Source organism: Glaciibacter kafniensis (assembly GCF_039538945.1).
In the GTDB taxonomy this organism is placed as follows: Bacteria; Actinomycetota; Actinomycetes; order Actinomycetales; family Microbacteriaceae; genus Cryobacterium; species Cryobacterium kafniensis.
On sequence record NZ_BAABCN010000002.1, the window covers coordinates 822609 to 841681 of the forward strand.

Genomic DNA, 19073 nt, shown 5'->3' on the forward strand with positions numbered 1-19073 from the left:
CGAGGACGGGCTAGGCGTTGACCGCGGTTTCGGCGGGAATCCTCGCAGCCAGTTGAGACTGACTAAGCGTTGACGCCGGCTTTGGCCGGAGCGTCGGCGGCTTCGGTAGAAACCGTCGCCGGCGCCTTGAGGTTCAGAATGACCGCGACCATCGCCGCAGCGAGGCAGCAGGCCAGCACCATGTGAATTCCGACCAGGAACGGTGGCAACCCGGTACGCGCCTGCCAGAGGCCGACACCCACCTGAATCAGCTCGACGGCCAGAAGTGCGACCGTCCAGGTGCGGAGCGATCCCAAGCGCAGCGTGATCGCGGCGATCACGAGCACCAGCGTCAACGCCAGCGTCAGATAGGCCGGCCAGCTGTGCACGTGCTGCAGGAATTCAGAGTTGAGGTTGTTGCGCGGGGCATCCGCGTCGCCGGCGTGTGGGCCGGAACCGGTGGTCAGGATGCCGACCAGAATCGTGATGGCGACGACAGCGCTGGTGAGGTGGCTGAGGGTCGCAAACCACTGTGGAGCCACTGCCACGCGCGGGCCGACCGGGGTGTACAGCCGGTACACAAACGTGGTGCAGAGCGCGACAAGCACCACAGAGACGATGAAGTGGAATCCGACGACATACGGGTTCAGCTGGGTGAGCACGCTGATGCCACCGATGACGGCCTGAGCCGGAATGCCCAGGCCGGCCAGCAGAGTGAGCTTGAACAGGTCGGGGCGCGCCGTGCGCACGCGCACCACGGCCAGGAAGGCGACGATGGCGAGAAGCCCCAACGCGACACCCAAGAGTCGGTTGCCGAACTCAATGACGCCGTGAATGCCCATCTCCGGCGTGTTCACCAGTGAGTCGGCCGTGCAACTCGGCCAGGTCGGGCAGCCGAGCCCCGAGCTGGTCAACCGAACGAGACCGCCGGTTCCGACGAGGAGGATCTGCGCGGCCAGGTACACCCAGGCGATCACCCGGGTTCTGCGCGAGAGGTGATCGGGGAGGAAGAACTCAAATACAGCGCGCGTTGCACGCACCAGCGAAGCCCCAACCCGGTTCACGAATGGCTGGGATACGGGGGTTCGATCGGTCACGTTCTGGAACTTCCTTCTGCACATGGAACTGTCAGCAAATGGGCAGTCTGGCGCTACATATCCGTGGATCAACCTGTAGAATTAGGTGTTTCGTGGATTCTTCGCGCGCTGGCCACATCCAATGGTACGCAGCAACGAGTGATCCTGAACAATCGTAGGTACGCAACGTAGCCGTCCACGCAACCCGTTCTCTGGCAGGGTCTCCGTCAAAGAGGCGTGTCTGGGAATGACCGGACTGATATCCGGGTTGTGTTGGATAGGAGAAGAGGTAAGTATGTCGGACGTTCTGCTTGACCGCCCCGAGCTCGAGAGCCTGGGGGTGTACGAGTTCGGCTGGTCCGACTCCGACGCCGCCGGAGCATCCGCTCGCAGAGGCATCTCACCCGAGGTCGTCACCGACATCTCGAATCTGAAGAGCGAACCAGAGTGGATGCTCAAGCGTCGCCTGAAGGCTCTCGAACTGTTCGAGCGCAAGCCGATGCCCACCTGGGGAGCTGACCTGTCGGAGATCGACTTCGACAACATCAAGTACTTCGTTCGGTCGACCGAACGCCAGGCTCAGACCTGGGAAGACCTGCCGGACGACATCAAGAACACCTACGAGAAGCTCGGCATCCCCGAAGCTGAGCGTTCGCGCCTCGTCTCGGGTGTCGCTGCCCAGTACGAGTCAGAAGTCGTCTACCACCAGATCAACGAAGACCTCGCGGCCCAGGGCGTCATCTTCATGGACACCGACACCGCGCTCAAGGAGCACCCGGAGTTCTTCACCGAGTACTTCGGCACCGTCATCCCCTCGGGCGACAACAAGTTCGCTGCGCTCAACACTGCCGTCTGGTCGGGTGGATCGTTCGTCTACGTGCCGCCCGGCGTGCACGTCGAGATTCCGCTGCAGGCCTACTTCCGCATCAACACCGAGAACATGGGTCAGTTCGAGCGCACCCTGATCATCGCCGATGAGGGAAGCTACGTTCACTACATCGAGGGCTGTACCGCTCCGATCTACAAGTCTGACTCTCTGCACTCCGCCGTGGTCGAGATCATCGTGAAGAAGAACGCCCGCGTTCGCTACACGACGATCCAGAACTGGTCGAACAACGTCTACAACCTGGTCACCAAGCGTGCGACGGCTGCCGAAGGCGCCACCATGGAGTGGATCGACGGCAACATCGGTTCCAAGGTGACCATGAAGTACCCGTCGATCTACCTGATGGGTGAGCACGCCAAGGGTGAGACCCTGTCCGTCGCGTTCGCCGGCCCCGGCCAGCACCAGGACGCCGGCGCCAAGATGATCCACATGGCTCCATACACGCAGTCCTCGATCGTGTCGAAGTCGATCGCCCGTGGCGGCGGTCGTGCCGGCTACCGCGGCGAGGTGCGCATGGATGCCGCGGCCCACCACTCGGCCAACACCGTGCGTTGTGACGCGCTGCTGGTCGACACGAAGTCTCGCTCCGATACTTACCCGGCCATCGACATCCGTGTCGACGATGTGCAGCTTGGCCACGAAGCGACAGTGTCGCGCGTGAGCGAAGAGCAGCTCTTCTACCTGATGAGCCGCGGCATGCCGGAAGACGAAGCCATGGCCATGATCGTGCGCGGCTTCATCGAACCCATCGCACGGGAGCTCCCCATGGAGTACGCCCTCGAACTCAACAAGCTCATCGAAATGGGCATGGAAGGATCCGTCGGTTAAATGTCCGTCGCCTCTGCATCTACGAACACTGCTTCAGAAGCAATGCCCACAGCCGAACAGCACGGAATCAAAGAGCACTCAGACGGTCGCTTCGGTTTTGTTCCGGTTCAGACCCGCTCTGCCCGGTTCAAGAGCGCCGATGTCTCCGACTTCGACGCCGTCACCGGACGCGAAGCCGTCTGGAAGCTTTCGCCGGTCGCCAAGTTCACCGACCTCACCGCCGGTGAACTCGACGGTTCGCCATATGAAATCAGCACGGCCGAGATCAGCTCGACCGACACCGCTGACGTCGATTCATCTGACATCACTGTCGGCTGGGTCGGCCGCGACGATGCCCGCATCGGCGTTGCCGGACTGCCGGAAGAACGCGCCTCCGCCAACGCGTGGACCTCGTTCGAGCAGGCTCTGGCCATCACGGTCAGCGGTGAAGACGCCAAGGAGATCACGGTCACCCGTGCCACCCTCGGTTCGGCTCCGCGTGCCGCCCACACCATCATCGAGGCCAAGCCGTTCAGCCGCGCCGTCGTCATCTTGCAGAACAACGGAGACGCCCGCCTGAGTGAGAACGTCGAGATCATCCTCGGCGAATCGGCCAACCTCACGGTTGTCACGCTGCAGGAGTGGAACGACGGTGCCGTGCACCTGTCCAACCACTTCGCCTCGGTCGGCCGTGACGCGCGCCTCAAGCACGTCGTCGTCTCGCTCGGTGGAAGTATCGTGCGGGTCAACCCGTCGGTGCACCTGGTCGGTTCCGGCTCGGACATCGAAGCGCTCGGCCTCTACTTCGCGGATGCCGGCCAGCACCTCGAGCAGCAGGTCTACGTCAACCACGACGCACCGCACAGCCGCAGCCGTGTCACCTACAAGGGTGCGCTGCAGGGCCAGGGCGCGCGCACAGTTTGGATCGGCGATGTGCTGATCGGCAACAAGGCAACCGGTACCGACAGCTACGAGCAGAACCGCAACCTGGTGCTGACCGAGGGCACGCGCGCCGACTCGGTGCCGAACCTCGAGATCGAGACCGGAGACATCCTGGGTGCCGGTCACGCCAGTGCCACCGGTCGTTTCGACGACGAGCAGCTGTTCTACCTGCAGTCACGTGGAATCAGTGAAGACGAGGCGCGTCGCCTGGTCGTGCGCGGCTTCCTGACCGAGATCGTGCAGCAGATCGGCTCTCCGCAGCTAGAAGAACGCCTGCAGATCACCATCGAGGCAGAGCTCACCGCAACGGAAGGCGAGTAACCATGGCGTCAGTCAAGATCTGTGGTTTCGACGAGCTCGAAGCCAACCAGGCCATCAAGGTCGACATCGACGGCGTTCCGATCGCCGTCGTGCGTGACTCGGCCGGCGAAGTTTTCGCCATCGGCGACACCTGCACGCACGGCGACATCTCGCTGTCTGAAGGCTTCGTTGAAGACGACACGCTCGAATGCTGGGCTCACGGCTCGAAGTTCTCGCTGCGCACCGGCAAGCCTCTCACCCTCCCGGCCTACGAGCCGGTGCCCGCTTACAAGGTCGAGCTGATCGACGGCGACGTGTACATCGACACCGCCGTCGTCTTGGCTGTCTGACCGACCGACACTGGCCGACACCGGGCCCACCTGCGTGACCGACGCCCGGCGCTGCGAAAATTTACGAAAGAGATAACGAAATTCATGTCTGTTCTTGAGATCAAAGACCTGCACGTCAGCGTCGAGACCGACCAGGGCACCAAGCAGATCCTGCGCGGTGTCGACCTGAGCATCCAGGAAGGCGAGATTCACGCCGTCATGGGTCCGAACGGTTCGGGCAAGTCAACGCTGGCCTACACGATCGCCGGACACCCGAAGTACCACGTCGAGAGCGGCTCCATTCTGCTCGACGGTGCCGAGGTGCTCACCATGAGCGTCGACGAGCGCGCCCGCGCCGGTCTGTTCCTCGCCATGCAGTACCCCGTTGAGATTCCCGGCGTCTCGGTCACGAACTTCCTGCGCACCGCGAAGACCGCGATCGAGGGCGAAGCCCCGCCCATCCGTGGCTGGATCAAGGAAGTGCGCGAGTCCATGGCGAACCTGCGCATGGACAAGAGCTTCGCTGAGCGCAACGTCAACGAGGGCTTCTCCGGTGGCGAGAAGAAGCGCAACGAGATTCTGCAGCTCGAGCTGCTCAAGCCGAAGTTCGCCGTGCTCGACGAGACCGACTCCGGTCTCGACGTCGACGCGCTGAAGATCGTCTCTGAGGGCGTCAACCGCGCCAAGGCCAACACTGGCCTCGGACTGCTGTTGATCACGCACTACACGCGCATTCTGCGCTACATCGAGCCCGACTTCGTGCACGTGTTCGTCAACGGACGCATTGCAGAGCAGGGTGGGCCCGAACTGGCCGACCGCCTCGAAGACGAAGGTTACGATCGCTTTCTGGCACTGCCGAACGTAGGCTAGGGCCATGGTTTCAACACTGAGTCCGGCGCGCTTCGATGAGATCGAAGAAGCACTGAAAGACGTGATGGATCCCGAGCTCGGCATCAATGTCGTCGACCTCGGACTCATCTATGACCTCGGCTGGGATGACGAGAACGACGCTCTCATCATCCACATGACCCTCACCTCTGCCGGCTGCCCGCTGACAGACGTCTTGGAAGAGCAGACTGCGGAGGCGCTGGATGGCGTCGTCGACCAGTTCCGCATCAACTGGGTCTGGATGCCGCCGTGGGGTCCCGACAAGATCACCGATGACGGTCGCGACATGATGCGCGCACTCGGCTTCTCGATCTAGTCCTGCAGTTCTGACGCCCGGCCCCTCTGACGAGGGGCCGGGCGTTTTTCGATCAACCACCTGGGAGTCGCGGAACCTCACGTGGGGTTTCCCTCCCATTCGACGGAGATTCTTCGCGGGGAACTACCGGCCGTCACTCATCCATTGACATGTGCAGCCGACACGAGGGAAATCTCCGTCGAATGGGGGCTGGCCCAAGGCAATAGAACTACGTTCTAGTGGCTGGAATGCTATTCTAATTGGGTGCCGAAAACAGAGACTCCTGCGGAACGGCGGCGAAGCGAGCGTGCCGGTGAGACCCGGAGCGATATCGTGCGAGCCGCCGGTCGCCTGATGCTGCACCGGGGGTATGTCGCCACGTCGATCAACTCCATCGCCACAGAAGCAGGCGTTGCAGTGCAGACGATTTACAACTCGGTGGGGAGCAAGGCCGAACTACTCTCGGCGGTGCTCGAGTTGGCAGCGGAAGGACCCGGCACTCAAGAACTTGTTCCTGCGGCACTGCGAAAGCGCGTACTGGCGGCATCCTCGGCTGTCGAGATTCTGCGGGTCGTGGCCGACTGGTTTCTCGCTGTCAACGAACGCACAGTGAACGTTGTTCTGATGATCAGCCAGGCTGCCGCCGTCGACGGTGACGTGGCCGCCGTTGAACGCCGGAGCACAGCGTCGCGTTTGCACACCTGTGGCGAAGTCGCGACATCACTGCGCGCTGTGCGCGGCCTGCGTGGGGGGATGAGCGATCCGGAAGCCGCTGCGGCCATCTGGGCCGTCGGGCATCCGCAGGTCTATCGAATGCTCGTCAGCGAGCTCGGCTGGTCGAGCGAGGCCTACCGCGACTGGCTCGAAAAGGCGCTACGCGGAGCTCTGTCGTAGGCCTGTCAGGCTCGAAGCGCACCCGAGAGTGCGCGCGGGCAAATATACTAGAGAGTTGGCCCGGTCGGGCCGTCTCTCTCCACTCCTTTTTGAACGGACTATTGCTGTGCTCAGTGTGCAAGATCTCGAAATCCGAGTGGGGGCACGCGTGCTCATGGAGGGCGTGAACTTCCGCGTCTCCAATGGCGACAAGATCGGCCTCGTCGGCCGAAACGGTGCCGGCAAGACCACGCTGACCAAGACCCTGGCCGGCGAGACGCTGCCGACCAAGGGCACGATCGAACGCATCGGGGAGATCGGCTACCTGCCCCAGGACCCCCGCTCCGGTGATCCGGAGATGCTCGCTCGCACCCGCATCCTCGATGCTCGTGGACTCGGCACCATCGCTCTGGGCATGCACGACTCCAGCCTGCTGATGGGCGATTCGGATGCCGCGATCAGCTCGGCTGCGATGCGCAAGTACTCCACGCTCACCGACCAGTTCAACGCACTCGGTGGCTATGCCGCCGAAGCGGAAGCCGCGTCGATCGCCAGCAACCTGAGCCTTCCCGACCACATTCTCGACCAGCAGCTGAAGACTCTCTCCGGTGGTCAGCGTCGTCGGATCGAGCTCGCGCGCATCTTGTTCTCTGCCGCCGAGACGATGATTCTCGATGAGCCCACGAACCACCTCGACGCCGACTCGGTCGTCTGGTTGCGCGAGCACATCAAGAGCTACCGCGGCGGATGCATCATCATCAGCCACGACATCGAACTCGTCGGCGAGTCGGTCAACCGGGTGTTCTACCTCGACGCGAACCGCACCATCATCGACGTCTACAACATGAATTGGAAGAACTACCTGCGCCAGCGTGCCTCCGACGAGGAACGTCGCCGCAAGGAACGCTCCAACGCGGAGAAGAAGGCATCCACGCTTCAGCTGCAGGCCGCCAAGTTTGGCGCAAAGGCCAGCAAGGCCGCTGCGGCCCACCAGATGGTCGCCCGCGCCGAGAAGCTGCTGGCCGGTCTCGATGACGTGCGCGCTGTCGACCGCGTGGCCAAGCTGCGGTTCCCCGAACCCGCACCCTGCGGCCGTACGCCGATCATGGCAACCAACCTGTCGAAGAGCTACGGTTCGCTTGAGATCTTCACCGCCGTCGACCTGGCGATCGACCGCGGCTCCAAGGTCGTCATCCTGGGCCTCAACGGTGCCGGAAAGACGACACTGCTGCGGATGCTCGCCGGCGTCGATAAGTCGGACACCGGTGAGATCATCCCCGGCCACGGACTACGCATCGGGTACTACGCCCAGGAGCACGAGACCATCGACGTGAAGCGTTCGGTGCTCGAGAACATGGTGTCCTCCTCGCCTAACATCACCGAGATGGAAGCCAGACGCGTGCTGGGATCGTTCCTGTTCACGGGTGACGACTCCACCAAGTTGGCCGGCGTGCTCTCCGGCGGTGAGAAGACTCGACTCGCTCTGGCGATGATCGTTGTTTCCGGCGCCAACGTGCTGCTGCTCGACGAACCGACGAACAACCTCGACCCGGCCAGCCGCGAAGAGATCCTCGACGCCCTGGCGAACTACGCCGGTGCCGTCGTGCTGGTCAGCCACGATGAGGGTGCCGTTGAGGCTCTGAACCCCGAGCGGGTGCTGATTCTGCCCGACGGCGTCGAGGACCACTGGAACAAGGACTACCTGGACCTGATCACGCTGGCTTAGCCACGCGAACGACGGATCAACGAAAGCGGCGGACCTGAGATTTCAGGTCCGCCGCTTTCGTTCGTCTCCGCTCTGGGCTCGGATCAGTTCAGGAGCGTGAGCTGTTGAGCAGCTCGTCTTCGATCTCGGCGTCGCTGCGCGGTTTCGCGGCGCGGCGTCGCTCCCGTTCTTCGGCGCGCTTCTGCTCTTCAGGGTCTTCGGAATTCACATTGCGGTACTCCTCGCGCACCGCCCAGGCGAGCCCGAGAAAGGCAAGCACCCCGAAGACGAACCACTGAAAGGCATACGAGAGGTGCGGACCTTCGTCGGCCGGCGGCCGAACCACCGCAGTAGGGCGCGTGTCCGGAGCAGGGTTCTCTGAGGCCATCAGGCCGTACGCTCCGGTGTAGGTGGGGGTGCCGAGGCGCTTTGCGATGTCGTTGAGGTTGATGGTGGCTACCTGATTGCCGCTCGCAGAGCGACCCACCAAGTTGGGCTCGCCCGCTTTCAAGCGGGCGACGACGGTCACTTGACCCGAAGGAGCATCGGGCACGAAGTCGGGGGCATCCTGTTTCGAACCAGGCGACACCCAGCCGCGGTCCACGATGAACACGGTGCCATCGGCGAGCTGCAGGGGAGTGAGCACTTCGAACCCGGGCATTCCGTTCAGCGGCCGGTTACGAGCGAGCATCTGCTCGTCGGCCAGATAGGTGCCGGTGAGGGTGACGGGGAGCCATTTCTGCGAGGCCGTGAACGCGTCGAGCGCGGGGAGCGCCTCGGTGACGGGGATGGGCGCAGAGTCCCAATTCGCAGTGACCTTCGCGATCTCGGCCAGGGCCTCATCGCGTCGGGCAACTTGCCACATGCCGAGGCCGGCGCAGGCCGCCGCGAAGAGAATCGCAATGGCGAGGTAGCCGGCCCAGCGGCGGCTGAACGCGAATTTCCAGCCGGTCATCGGACATCCGCCGCTGTGGTGGTCGGAGCATCCGTCGACGAGCCAGCCGCCGTGTCATGTCGGGGGGCATCCGCCGCGGAGACCGTCGGAGCATCCGTCGACGAGCCAGCCGCCGTGTCATGTCGGAGGGCATCCGCCGCGGAGACCGTCGGAGCATCCGCCGACGAGCCAGCCGCCGTGTCATGTCGGAGGGCATCCGCCGCCGGAATGATCGAACCAGCGAAGTATGTCGCAGGAAGAGAAACGGGAGAGGTCACTGAATCAGCTGTCTGCTCGGAGTGTGACTCGTCCGACGATTCGTCGACGAGAAGGGAAACGGTGAGGGGAAAGTCGCGGGTGGCGAGAAACTCGCGCAGGTAGTCGACGTGCTCGGCACAGGCGAGCCAGGTCTTGGTGCGATCTGCGGCATGGATGCGCGGGTTGCGCCAATCCAACCGCCAGAGTGCAGACTCGCGGCAGCCCGCCCGTGAGCAGGTCGGTGAGGCGAGCGGGGTGCTGAGCCCGATCATCGGGCTTCTTTCTGCTCGTCGGGCTGGTCAGGGTCAGAGGTGCTTCCGGGGGAGTCAGGGTTCGACGTGCTGCTCGGCTCCGCCGGAGTGCTGCCCGAGAAATCACCTGAAGAGAACGGCTCGGGACGGTACACCTGAACACCGCCGGGACGAACCACCTGAGAGCCGCGGGGGTCAGCGTGCACGTTCGCAATGACAACGGCGAAGTAGGGCAAAACGATGGCGCCGACCGCGCAGACCACGAGCCACCAACCCTGCACGAACAGCATGAGGATGATGCAGACCACACGGATGCCCATCGTGATCGAATACTTGATCATTCGATTGCGTCGTTCCGCCTCGGGGGAGAGCGGAAGTGAGGTGATCGCTTGCTGTTTCATGGTGGCTGTCGCTTCGGTGAGCCGGTGAGAGTCTTACTGAGTCAAGCCTACGTCTCGTGGGGCGCCGTGAACGACGCTCTAAGCTGGATTTCACGTATGCGCGGCTGTTCTCTGCCGGGCGAGAGATTGGATCAGTGAATGACGACGGCTCGTACAGTGCTTGTTACCGGTGGCAACCGTGGCATCGGATTCGCCATTGCCGAAGAGTTTCTGGCGCAGGGCCACCGTGTCGCTGTGACCGCGCGCAGTGGGGCCGGCCCAGAAGGAAGCCTCACCGTGCGTGCCGACGTGACGGATGTCGCATCCATCGATGCCGCATTCACCGAGATTGAGGCTGCCTACGGCCCGGTCGAGGTCGTCGTCGCCAACGCGGGAATCACCCGCGACATGCTCTTGATGCGCATGTCTGAGGATGACTTCACCTCGGTCATCGACACCAACCTCAGTGGAGCTTTCCGGGTCGTCAAGCGTGCGTCGAAGGGGATGCTGAAGGCTCGCTTCGGTCGCATCGTGCTGATCTCAAGCGTCGTCGGTCTCTACGGCTCGGCCGGGCAGGTCAACTACTCGGCGTCGAAGAGCGGACTGGTCGGGCTCGCCCGCTCCGTCACCCGTGAACTCGGCTCCCGTGGAATCACCGCGAACGTCGTCGCCCCCGGATTCATCGAAACCGATATGACCGCTGAGCTTCCCGAAGCGCAGCAGGCCGAGTACAAGCGCAACATCCCGGCCGGACGCTTCGCGAGCCCCCTTGAGGTCGCGCGCGTCGTCACCTGGCTCGCTGGCGATGACGCCGGCTACATCTCCGGTGCGGTCATCCCCGTCGATGGCGGTTTGGGGATGGGGCACTAACTTCGCGTCCCATTCGCGAGTATGCGCCGTCTCGGTGGTCGAGTCTGTCGAGACCGAGCGTCTCACTCCGAAAACCCGATGCGCGGGTTGGGCGCCGCCGCGCGCGTTGGCGCCAACTGGCGCAGCGGCGCCCAACCCGCGCGACGGTAAGGAGTCAGCCGCGGAAGCCCAGCAGCGGCAGCACCTGACTGAGATCGCAGACGTCGATAACGACGTCAGCATCTTCCTTCACACGCGGCTTGGCGTTGAACGCCACCGAGAGACCGGCCACTGCCATCATCTCCAGGTCGTTGGCACCATCGCCGACGGCGACGGTTTGACGGATGTCGACCTGGTCGGCCTCGGCCCACTCACGCAGCGCGTCGGCCTTCGCCGTAGCGTCGATAATCGGACCGACGAGCTCACCGGTGAGACGGCCGTCGACGACCTCGAGCCGATTGGCGCGCCAGTGGTCGAGTCCGAGCGTGTCCGCCAGGGGATCGAGCAGCTCATGGAATCCGCCGGAGACGACACCGACCCTGCTGCCGTGCGCGTGGATTCCGGCAATCAGCTCGTGCACACCCGGAGTCGGCCTGATGAGTCGCCCGACTTCGGCGAAGACGCTGGTTGGCAGGCCGGCCAAGGTCTTCACCCGCTCGCGGAGGCTGTCGGCGAAGTCGATCTCGCCGCGCATGGCGCGCTCGGTCACGTCAGCAACCAACTCCCGCGACCCTGCGGCATCCGCCAACAGTTCAATAACCTCGTCTTCGATCAAGGTGGAATCTGCGTCTAGAACAATCAAAAAACGATGTGAAACGGTCACGGTTGAACGTGCACTCCCTTGCCAACGACGGTAATACCTGTATCAGTCACACTAAATCCTCGAGCGAGGTCTCGATCACGGCTCACCCCGACGCTTGCCCCCGCCGCGACGACAACGTCCTTGTCGAGGATCGCTCGGCGAACGACCGCGCCCGGCTGCACGTGCACCCGTTCGAAGAGGATCGAGTCGACGACCTCGGCTCCGGACTCGACGGTGGCCCACGGGCCGAGCACGCTGCGCTCCAGGTGAGCGCCCGAAATGACGCTGCCCAGCGAGACGATCGAGTCGATAGTCGTGCCGATCGCCCCCGCGGCATCCCGAACGAACTTCGCCGGAGGAGAGTTCAGCTGTTGGCTGAAGATCGGCCAGTCGCGGTTGTAGAGGTTGAAGATCGGCAGAGTGGAAATCAAATCCTGGTGGGCCTCGAAGAACGACTCGATGGTTCCGACGTCGCGCCAGTAGTAGCGATCGCGGTCGGTCGACCCGGGAACGTCGTTGTTTTTGAGGTCGTAGACTCCCGCGGTTCCCCGAGAGACGAAATCGGGAATGATGTCGCCGCCCATGTCGTGGCTGGAGTCGGGACGGTCGCCGTCGCGCAGCACGGCATCGATGAGTGCGTCGGTGTTGAAGACGTAGTTTCCCATCGAGGCAAACACCTCGTGCGGAGCGTCAGTCAGGCCAACGGCGTCCTTGGGCTTCTCAGTGAACGTCGTGATCCGGTCGGGAGCATCGGCCGAAACACCGATCACTCCGAACTGGTCGGCCAGGCCGATCGGCTGCCGGATCGCGGCAACTGTCGCCTCCGCACCGGATGCGAGGTGAGCGTCGATCATCTGACTGAAGTCCATCCGATACACGTGATCGGCGCCGACCACGACGACGACGTCTGGCTTCTCGTCATGGATCAGGTTGAGGCTCTGCAGAATCGCATCGGCAGAACCGCTGAACCAGCGCTTGCCCAGACGCTGCTGGGCCGGCACCGACGCGATGTAGGAGTTGAAAAGACCTCCGGAGACATGCCACGTCTGCGAGACGTGGCGGTCGAGGCTGTGCGATTTGTACTGGGTCAGAACGACGACCTGCGTGACACCTGAATTGATCAGATTCGACAGAGCAAAGTCGATCAGCCGATAGTGCCCACCAAAGGGCACGGCGGGCTTGGCCCGGTCTTCAGTCAAAGGCATCAACCGCTTGCCTTCTCCACCAGCGAGAACGATTCCAAAGATCTTCGTGGCCTTCATGTCTTCACAGTAGGGCCATTCCGGTAAGCCAACCAGACTGTGAGCGCGTGTTACCGCCGTTGCTGCGCTAGCTTTGCTGCATGCGAGTGGATCTGATGACCAAGGAATACCCGCCGGAGGTCTACGGCGGCGCCGGAGTGCACGTCGCAGAGCTCGTTAGGGCTCTGCGCACCGACATCGATGTCACGGTGCGGTGTTTCGGTGAAACGCGGGAGGCGACGCAGACCGTGGCCTACCCGGTGCCCGCCGAGCTGACGGATGCGAACGCCTCGCTGGCGACGCTCGGCGTCGACCTGCAGATGGCCAACGACGCACACGACGCCGATCTCGTGCACTCGCACACCTGGTATGCGAACGGTGCCGGCCATCTCGCCAAGCTCCTGCACGGGATTCCCCACGTCGTCACCGCGCACAGCCTGGAGCCCCTCCGACCATGGAAAGCGGAGCAACTCGGCGGCGGCTACCGCGTGTCGAGCTGGATTGAGAAGACGGCCTTCGAGGCCGCCGACGCGGTCATCGCCGTCAGCGGGGGCATGCGCCGCGACATCCTGCGCAGCTACCCGGCGCTCGATTCGAGCAAAGTACACGTGGTCTACAACGGCATCGATGTTGACCGGTGGAAGCCGAATCCCGACCCCGAGCTGGTTCGCCGTCTCGGCATCGACCCAGACCGCCCGTCAGTGGTCTTCGTCGGTCGAATCACCCGGCAGAAGGGCCTGCCCTATTTGCTGCGCGCGGTGGCGCTCCTGCCCGAAGACGTTCAGATCGTGCTGTGCGCCGGCGCTCCCGACACCCCCGGCATCATGGCAGAGGTCACGGCGGGTGTTGAGGCGCTTCAACGCGAACGCGATGGCGTGATCTGGATCGACCGACTTCTGCCGCAACACGAGCTCTCGGCCGTGCTCACCGCCGGCACCTTGTTCGTCTGCCCGTCGATCTATGAACCCCTCGGTATCGTCAACCTCGAGGCGATGGCGTGCGGGCTTCCCGTGGTCGGCACCGCAACGGGCGGCATTCCGGAGGTCGTCGCAGACGGTGTGACCGGACGCCTCGTTCCGATCGAGCAGGTGGACGACGGAACGGGCACCCCCACCGATCCGCAACGTTTCGTGGCGGATCTCGCGCGCGTGATGGCTGAAGTTCTCGCCGATCCGGCCCGCGCTGCCGAGATGGGGCGGGCCGGCCGCGTGCGGGCCGAGCAGGAGTTCAGCTGGCATCACATCGCCGCGCGCACCCGGGAGATCTACGCAACCCTGCTCTGAGTGCTCCCGTGAGTGGTCGCCGCTGTGTGGTTGCCGCCGTCGGTGGTCGAACGGATGCGTGCCCCGAGCATCCGCACGCCAGATAACATGGCTACATGGTCAACGTTCTTCAATTCACCGACGTATCCGTCGTTCGGGGTGGCAACACCATTCTCGACTCTGTGAACTGGAGTGTCGACGACGACCAGCGCTGGGTCATCCTGGGGCCAAACGGTGCAGGCAAGACCACGACGCTGCAGATCGCCGCGGCCATCGCCCACCCGACGAAGGGCCATGCTGAGGTACTCGAGGAGCCCCTCGGCTCGACAGACGTCTTCGAGCTGCGCCCGCGCATCGGCTTCGCGTCGACGGCAATGGCTCGCAAGATCCCCGGCGCAGAGAAAGTGATCGACGTCGTCATGACCGCCGCTTACTCGGTGACGGGTCGCTGGAACGAAGAGTACGAAGAGATCGATGAGCGTCGCGCCCAGCGCGTACTCAGCGAATGGCGTCTCGAGCACCTGGCCGACCGCAAGTTCGGAACCCTGAGCGACGGCGAACAGAAGCGGGTTCAGATTGCAAGGGCAGTCTTCACCGATCCCGAGATCCTGCTTCTCGACGAGCCGGCCGCCAGCCTCGACCTCGGGGCCCGTGAAGAATTGCTCCAGCTGCTGGGTGGCTACGCGAGCGAGGCCAGCTCTCCGGCAATCATCATGGTCACCCACCACGTGGAAGAGATTCCCCGTGGATTCACCCACGTTCTGCTGCTGGCCGACGGCAAGATCGTCAAGGCCGGCCCCCTCGCCGAGGCCCTCACCGCCGAATCGTTGACCGAGACTTTTGGCCTGCAGATCGAACTCACCGAAACAGACGGCCGCTTTACCGCTCGCGCCGTCTAGTCTGATCTAGACGAAAACTGATTTGGTCGAAGCTCACTGCGCTGCCCCGTTTGCCTTGGCACTGGAATGCGTTGGTTTCTGCTAAACTTTATAGCTGGCCCTCAGGTCAACCAGTTTTATGCCGTATTCGGCTTCGCATCACTCGTTCATTGCGCAGTACTGCATCGTTTTATCGCGCTCCACCTATCGAATAGCAACAAGGAAGTCTTCATGAAGTCTGACATTCACCCCACGTACGCTCCCGTGGTTTTCCGCGACCTGGCGTCTGGCGCGACGTTCCTGACCCGTTCGACGGTCTCCAGCTCGAAGACGATCGAGTGGGAAGACGGCACCACCTACCCGGTGATCGACGTTGAAATCTCCTCGGAGTCGCACCCGTTCTACACCGGCAAGCAGCGCATCATGGACTCCGCGGGCCGCGTTGAGAAGTTCAACACGCGCTACAAGGGCTTCGGCGCGTAGTCACCGACGTTTTCGCCACCTCAGGTGGCACCCAGAAAGGGCGACCGGCTTCTGCCGGTCGCCCTTTCTGTTTCGTTCGTGGTCGAGCGTGTCGAGCTGTAGGGCGCGCTTCGCGCCCGGGTGGAATACGGATATGCAGATCAGAGCTATTTACGGCTGAAGGGCGATCTGCACATCCTGAGGAGACCAGGTCACTGATCTCGACCGGTTGTCGAGGCGGTCTCTGAGACCTCCGATGGCCCACTCGAACCCGCGCCACGGCATCCAATCCGCGTGACGCCGCGGGAATCCGTCTATTTCCGAGCGGCGCGGGTCGGGTGCCGCTACGCTAGCCGGCCCCAACGCGCGCAGCGGCGCCCGACCAGCGCCGCACGCTTTTCGGGGGATCGCTTCGTTCAACGCCGTATCGCGCAGTGGCCCAACGCCCGAGAGACTCTCTTTCATCTCATTCGACGGAGATTCGCCCAAGTAGGTGAGGTTTTCGGCGCAGAAGAGCCGAAATCAAGAAAATCTCCGTCGAATGGTTGAGACGAGTTGACTTGGTATCAGCGTGCGCACGGGCGGAGCGGATGTCCGCGGCTCGGTCGAGCACACCTGCTATTCGGCGTCGAAGGCTCGTCTCGGCATCCAACCGATGTCGCGGCATCCGACCGATGTCTCGGCATCCGACCGATGTCGCGGTATCCAACCCGCGCAGCGGCATCCGACCGGCGATGCGACGTAGGAATCCGTCTATTTCTGAGCTGCGCTGGTCGGGTGCCGCGGCGCTAGCCGGCCCCAACGCGCGCAGCGGCACCCGACTAGCGCGTCATCGAACGGGATGTCCGCACCCGGTTTTCGTGTGTCGACAGCCCGTCGAGCCGGTCGAGACAGGGCACCCGGTCGAAACAGGACACCCGATCGAGACAGCACTCCCGGTCGAAACAGGACACCCGGTCGAGACAGCACTCCCGGTCGAGACAGGAGAACAGGTCGAAACAGGACACCCGGTCGAAACAGAACAGCTGGTCGCGGCCCGGCGAGGTTAGCGCTCGGGCCAGCTGCCGTTCGCCACGAACTGCGGGTCACGCTCCCTGCGCATGTAGGACTGAAAGCTGTCCGCCTGTTCCTGGCTCCAGGTGACCTGCAGGTCGTGAAGCTCCGCGGCAGTCGGCGGCAGCGTTGCAGCGTGCACCCGTGCGATCGCCTGAGCCACATGTCCGGCTGCAATCGCATCGGCGCCCGAGTCGTGGGCCCCGTCAAGCACGACGTTGTAGAACGCGCTGGCGGCTTCGAGGGTGCGCTTGCCCTTGCGATAGCGGTCGACCGCCTTGTCGATAACGAGGGGGTCAATCACCGGCGTGGGGGAGACCAGCGGTGCGATGCCGTAGCGAAGCGCCTCACGGTTGAGCAGCGTCAGGTCGTAGGGGGCGTTGTACGCCACGAGAGGGATGCCCAGCTCCAGCGGCACCCGGAGCGCGGCAACGATCTCAGCGACGGCCTCAGCGGCGTTCCGACCGTTGTCGACGGCGTGCTGGGTGGTGATCTTGTGCACGGCTGTGGCCTGCTCTGGAATGTCGACGCCCGGGTTCACCAGCCAGTCGGTGCGTTCGGTGACGTGACCCATCGCATCCATGACGGCGACGGTCGCCGAGACGATGCGGCTGGTCTCCACGTCAATACCGGTGGTTTCTAGGTCGAAGACGGCGAGGGTATCGCTCCAATTGCTCATGCAAGCAGCCTACGGGCGACCACCGACGAAACCGGTGAGGACAGGGCGGCGCCGCCAATTCACCCGTGGTCTCTCGGTGAATTAGCGGCTCGTCGTCGATCGATCAGTCGTCGATCCAGCCAGTCGTCGATCGATCAGTCGTCGATCTAGCCAGTCGTCGGTTCAGCCAACCGTTGTTTCAACCGCAGTGCAGCCAGTAGAAGCTCTGCGCGCCGAGGGTGAGGGTGAGCGCGCCTTCCTCATCGAACTGTGGAAAGACGGCACCGCCAAAGATGTCGTACAGGCGCACGCCGGCCATCTCGGCGTCTTCGATTCGAAAGGCCACAGGGTTGTGGGCGAAGCTGAACACGCAGAGCATCGTTTCGGGCTGATCGCCGTGCTGCGTGCCAGACCCTGGATACTCGCGGATGAAGGCCAGCACCGACTCGTGGTTGGTCTGGAGCACCCGAATTGTGCCGAGCCCGAAGACCGGGTGTGCTTTGCGCACATGGATGACATTGCGCACCCAGTGCAGCAGCGATCCCGATTGGGCGAGATGCGCTTCGACGTTGGTTTGCGTGTAGTGGTAGACGAGCGACTGCACGACCGGCAGATACAGCTTGCCCGGGTCGGCATTCGAGAATCCCGCGTTGCGATCCGGGGTCCACTGCATCGGCGTTCGTGAACTGTCGCGGTCGGGCAACCAGATGTTGTCGCCCATGCCGATCTCGTCGCCGTAGTAGAGAAACGGGCTTCCGGGCAGGGCGAAGAGCAGCGCATGCGCCAACTCCAACTCGGCCCGCGAATTATCGAGAAGCGGGGCCAGCCGACGACGGATGCCGATGTTCGCGCGCATCCGCGGATCATAGGCGTACCAGCCATACATGGCTTGCCGATACTCCTCGCTGACCATCTCAAGGGTGAGTTCATCATGGTTGCGCAGAAAGACGCCCCAGCCGGCGCCTTCGGGGATGTCCGTGGTCTCGGAGAGCACCCGCACGAGTTCGTCGGCTTGCTGGGAACGCAGCGAGTAGAAGATGCGCGGCATGACCGGAAAGTCGAACGCCATGTGGCACTCTGGCTCCTCTTCGGTTCCGAAGAACGCCGCAACCTCGCGCGGCCACTGGTTCGCCTCGGCGATCATGACACGACCCGGGTAGTCCTTATCGACCATGGCGCGGAGCCTGCGCAAGAACTCGTGGGTCGGCGGTTCGCCTTCGCCGTTACCTTCCTCGGATTCGAAGAGGTAGGGAATCGCGTCGAGACGAAACCCGTCGACTCCCAGATCGAGCCAGAATCGCACGATCTCAAACATCGCGTCGTGCACGGCCGGGTTCTCAAAGTTCAGGTCGGGCTGGTGCGAGAAGAAACGGTGAAAGAAGAATTGTCGCCGAACCGGATCGAACGCCCAGTTCGAGTCCTCGGTATCAGTGAAGATGATCCGAATGTTCGGATACTTGTCGTCGGTGTCGTTCCAGACGTAGAAATCTCCGTAGGGCCCGGTGGGGTCTTCGCGCGAACGCTGAAACCACTCGTGCTGATCGGAGGTGTGGTTCAAGGGCAGGTCGATCACGATGCGCATATTGCGTTCGTGCGCCTTCGTCACCAGATCTTTGAACTCATCGAGCGTGCCGAACTCGGGCAGAACCGACCGGTAGTCGGCCACGTCGTAGCCGCCGTCTTGCAACGGAGATTTGAAGAACGGCGGAATCCACAACGCATCGACGCCGAGCCACTGCAAGTAGTCGAGTTTTGACACCAGCCCTGCCAGGTCGCCCGAGCCGTCGGCATTGCTATCGACGAAAGACCGCACCATCACTTCATAGAAGACGGAACGGCGATACCACTGCGGGTCGAGTGTCAAGCCGGGCAACTGGATGGGTGCGGTGAAGCTCACCGTTCTCCTTTCGGCCCCGGAACACGCAGGGCAGGTCACAGCAGTCTAGATTCACGAGTGTGATTTCT

Annotated in this window: 20 protein-coding genes; 12 read left to right on the plus strand and 8 right to left on the minus strand. The window is 63.1% G+C overall.

All coding sequences use genetic code 11. The annotated features are described in order from the left end of the window. Nucleotides 1–62: 62 nt before the first annotated feature. Nucleotides 63–1076, minus strand: coding sequence for a COX15/CtaA family protein (locus ABD791_RS04300; RefSeq protein ID WP_345062600.1), 1014 nt, complete (start codon nucleotides 1074–1076; stop codon nucleotides 63–65). A 274-nt stretch (nucleotides 1077–1350) separates the two neighbouring features. Between ABD791_RS04300 and sufB the strand changes: the two genes are divergently transcribed. The 7 genes from sufB to abc-f all read left to right on the plus strand — a co-directional run bounded on the left by sufB (nucleotide 1351) and on the right by abc-f (nucleotide 8101). Then, a complete protein-coding gene (gene sufB, locus ABD791_RS04305) occupies nucleotides 1351–2769 on the plus strand; it encodes a Fe-S cluster assembly protein SufB (protein ID WP_345062602.1) in 1419 nt (472 codons plus the stop codon). A gap of 42 nt (nucleotides 2770–2811) precedes the next feature. Beyond that, on the plus strand, nucleotides 2812–4011 hold the full coding sequence (gene sufD / locus ABD791_RS04310) for a Fe-S cluster assembly protein SufD (RefSeq protein ID WP_345062604.1): 1200 nt from the start codon (nucleotides 2812–2814) through the stop codon (nucleotides 4009–4011). A gap of 2 nt (nucleotides 4012–4013) precedes the next feature. Continuing rightward, nucleotides 4014–4340, plus strand: a complete 327-nt coding sequence (locus ABD791_RS04315; protein ID WP_345062606.1) for a non-heme iron oxygenase ferredoxin subunit — start codon at nucleotides 4014–4016, stop codon at nucleotides 4338–4340. A gap of 84 nt (nucleotides 4341–4424) precedes the next feature. Continuing rightward, on the plus strand, nucleotides 4425–5189 hold the full coding sequence (gene sufC / locus ABD791_RS04320) for a Fe-S cluster assembly ATPase SufC (RefSeq protein ID WP_345062608.1): 765 nt from the start codon (nucleotides 4425–4427) through the stop codon (nucleotides 5187–5189). Nucleotides 5190–5193: 4 nt separating this feature from the next. Then, nucleotides 5194–5523 (plus strand): metal-sulfur cluster assembly factor, encoded by a 330-nt coding sequence (locus ABD791_RS04325; protein WP_345062610.1) that lies wholly within the window; start codon nucleotides 5194–5196, stop codon nucleotides 5521–5523. Between the two features lie 243 nt (nucleotides 5524–5766). Next, nucleotides 5767–6396, plus strand: a complete 630-nt coding sequence (locus tag ABD791_RS04330) for a TetR/AcrR family transcriptional regulator (RefSeq protein WP_345062612.1) — start codon at nucleotides 5767–5769, stop codon at nucleotides 6394–6396. A gap of 106 nt (nucleotides 6397–6502) precedes the next feature. Beyond that, nucleotides 6503–8101: a ribosomal protection-like ABC-F family protein gene (abc-f, locus tag ABD791_RS04335; protein ID WP_345062614.1), complete on the plus strand. Its 1599-nt coding sequence runs from the start codon at nucleotides 6503–6505 to the stop codon at nucleotides 8099–8101. Nucleotides 8102–8189: 88 nt separating this feature from the next. On the opposite strand, the gene ABD791_RS04340 is transcribed toward abc-f, so the two are convergent. From ABD791_RS04340 to ABD791_RS04350, 3 genes are read right to left on the minus strand one after another with little or no spacing between them, the layout of a single operon-like run. Continuing rightward, nucleotides 8190–9035, minus strand: a complete 846-nt coding sequence (locus ABD791_RS04340) for an SURF1 family cytochrome oxidase biogenesis protein (protein WP_345062616.1) — start codon at nucleotides 9033–9035, stop codon at nucleotides 8190–8192. Continuing rightward, entirely contained in the window at nucleotides 9032–9544 is a 513-nt protein-coding gene (locus ABD791_RS21235; RefSeq protein ID WP_425562217.1) for a hypothetical protein, read from the minus strand. Before ABD791_RS21235 ends, ABD791_RS04340 begins: the two co-directional genes overlap by 4 nt. Next, a complete protein-coding gene (locus tag ABD791_RS04350; RefSeq protein WP_345062618.1) occupies nucleotides 9541–9924 on the minus strand; it encodes a DUF3099 domain-containing protein in 384 nt (127 codons plus the stop codon). Before ABD791_RS04350 ends, ABD791_RS21235 begins: the two co-directional genes overlap by 4 nt. Before the next feature lie 138 nt (nucleotides 9925–10062). Here ABD791_RS04350 and fabG point away from each other — a divergent pair, with 138 nt between their 5' ends. Continuing rightward, complete coding sequence (fabG, locus tag ABD791_RS04355; protein ID WP_345062620.1) at nucleotides 10063–10773, plus strand: 3-oxoacyl-ACP reductase FabG; 711 nt, start codon at nucleotides 10063–10065, stop codon at nucleotides 10771–10773. A gap of 154 nt (nucleotides 10774–10927) precedes the next feature. Here the strand turns inward: fabG and serB are convergent, their stop codons facing one another. Next, a complete protein-coding gene (serB, locus tag ABD791_RS04360; protein ID WP_345062622.1) occupies nucleotides 10928–11575 on the minus strand; it encodes a phosphoserine phosphatase SerB in 648 nt (215 codons plus the stop codon). Then, the gene (locus ABD791_RS04365; protein WP_345062624.1) at nucleotides 11572–12816 is read right to left on the minus strand and encodes a glucose-1-phosphate adenylyltransferase; all 1245 of its coding nucleotides are present in this window, start codon (nucleotides 12814–12816) and stop codon (nucleotides 11572–11574) included. The genes serB and ABD791_RS04365 overlap by 4 nt, the downstream gene beginning before the upstream one ends. An 80-nt stretch (nucleotides 12817–12896) precedes the next feature. On the opposite strand from ABD791_RS04365, the gene glgA reads away from it, so the two are divergent. The 4 genes from glgA to ABD791_RS04385 all read left to right on the plus strand — a co-directional run bounded on the left by glgA (nucleotide 12897) and on the right by ABD791_RS04385 (nucleotide 16142). Continuing rightward, entirely contained in the window at nucleotides 12897–14078 is a 1182-nt protein-coding gene (gene glgA / locus ABD791_RS04370) for a glycogen synthase (protein WP_345062626.1), read from the plus strand. A 95-nt stretch (nucleotides 14079–14173) separates the two neighbouring features. Then, nucleotides 14174–14956: an ABC transporter ATP-binding protein gene (locus tag ABD791_RS04375; RefSeq protein WP_345062628.1), complete on the plus strand. Its 783-nt coding sequence runs from the start codon at nucleotides 14174–14176 to the stop codon at nucleotides 14954–14956. Between the two features lie 210 nt (nucleotides 14957–15166). After that, nucleotides 15167–15418: a type B 50S ribosomal protein L31 gene (locus ABD791_RS04380; protein WP_179578121.1), complete on the plus strand. Its 252-nt coding sequence runs from the start codon at nucleotides 15167–15169 to the stop codon at nucleotides 15416–15418. Between the two features lie 550 nt (nucleotides 15419–15968). Continuing rightward, complete coding sequence (locus tag ABD791_RS04385; RefSeq protein ID WP_345062632.1) at nucleotides 15969–16142, plus strand: hypothetical protein; 174 nt, start codon at nucleotides 15969–15971, stop codon at nucleotides 16140–16142. A 300-nt stretch (nucleotides 16143–16442) separates the two neighbouring features. Here ABD791_RS04385 and ABD791_RS04390 read toward each other — a convergent pair whose 3' ends face one another. Both ABD791_RS04390 and treS read right to left on the minus strand, forming a co-directional pair. Then, entirely contained in the window at nucleotides 16443–17129 is a 687-nt protein-coding gene (locus ABD791_RS04390) for an exonuclease domain-containing protein (protein ID WP_345062633.1), read from the minus strand. 178 nt (nucleotides 17130–17307) lie between these two features. Next, nucleotides 17308–19005 carry a maltose alpha-D-glucosyltransferase gene (gene treS / locus ABD791_RS04395; RefSeq protein ID WP_345062635.1) on the minus strand — a complete coding sequence of 566 codons (1698 nt, stop codon included), beginning with the start codon at nucleotides 19003–19005 and terminating at the stop codon, nucleotides 17308–17310. Nucleotides 19006–19073 lie beyond the last annotated feature (68 nt).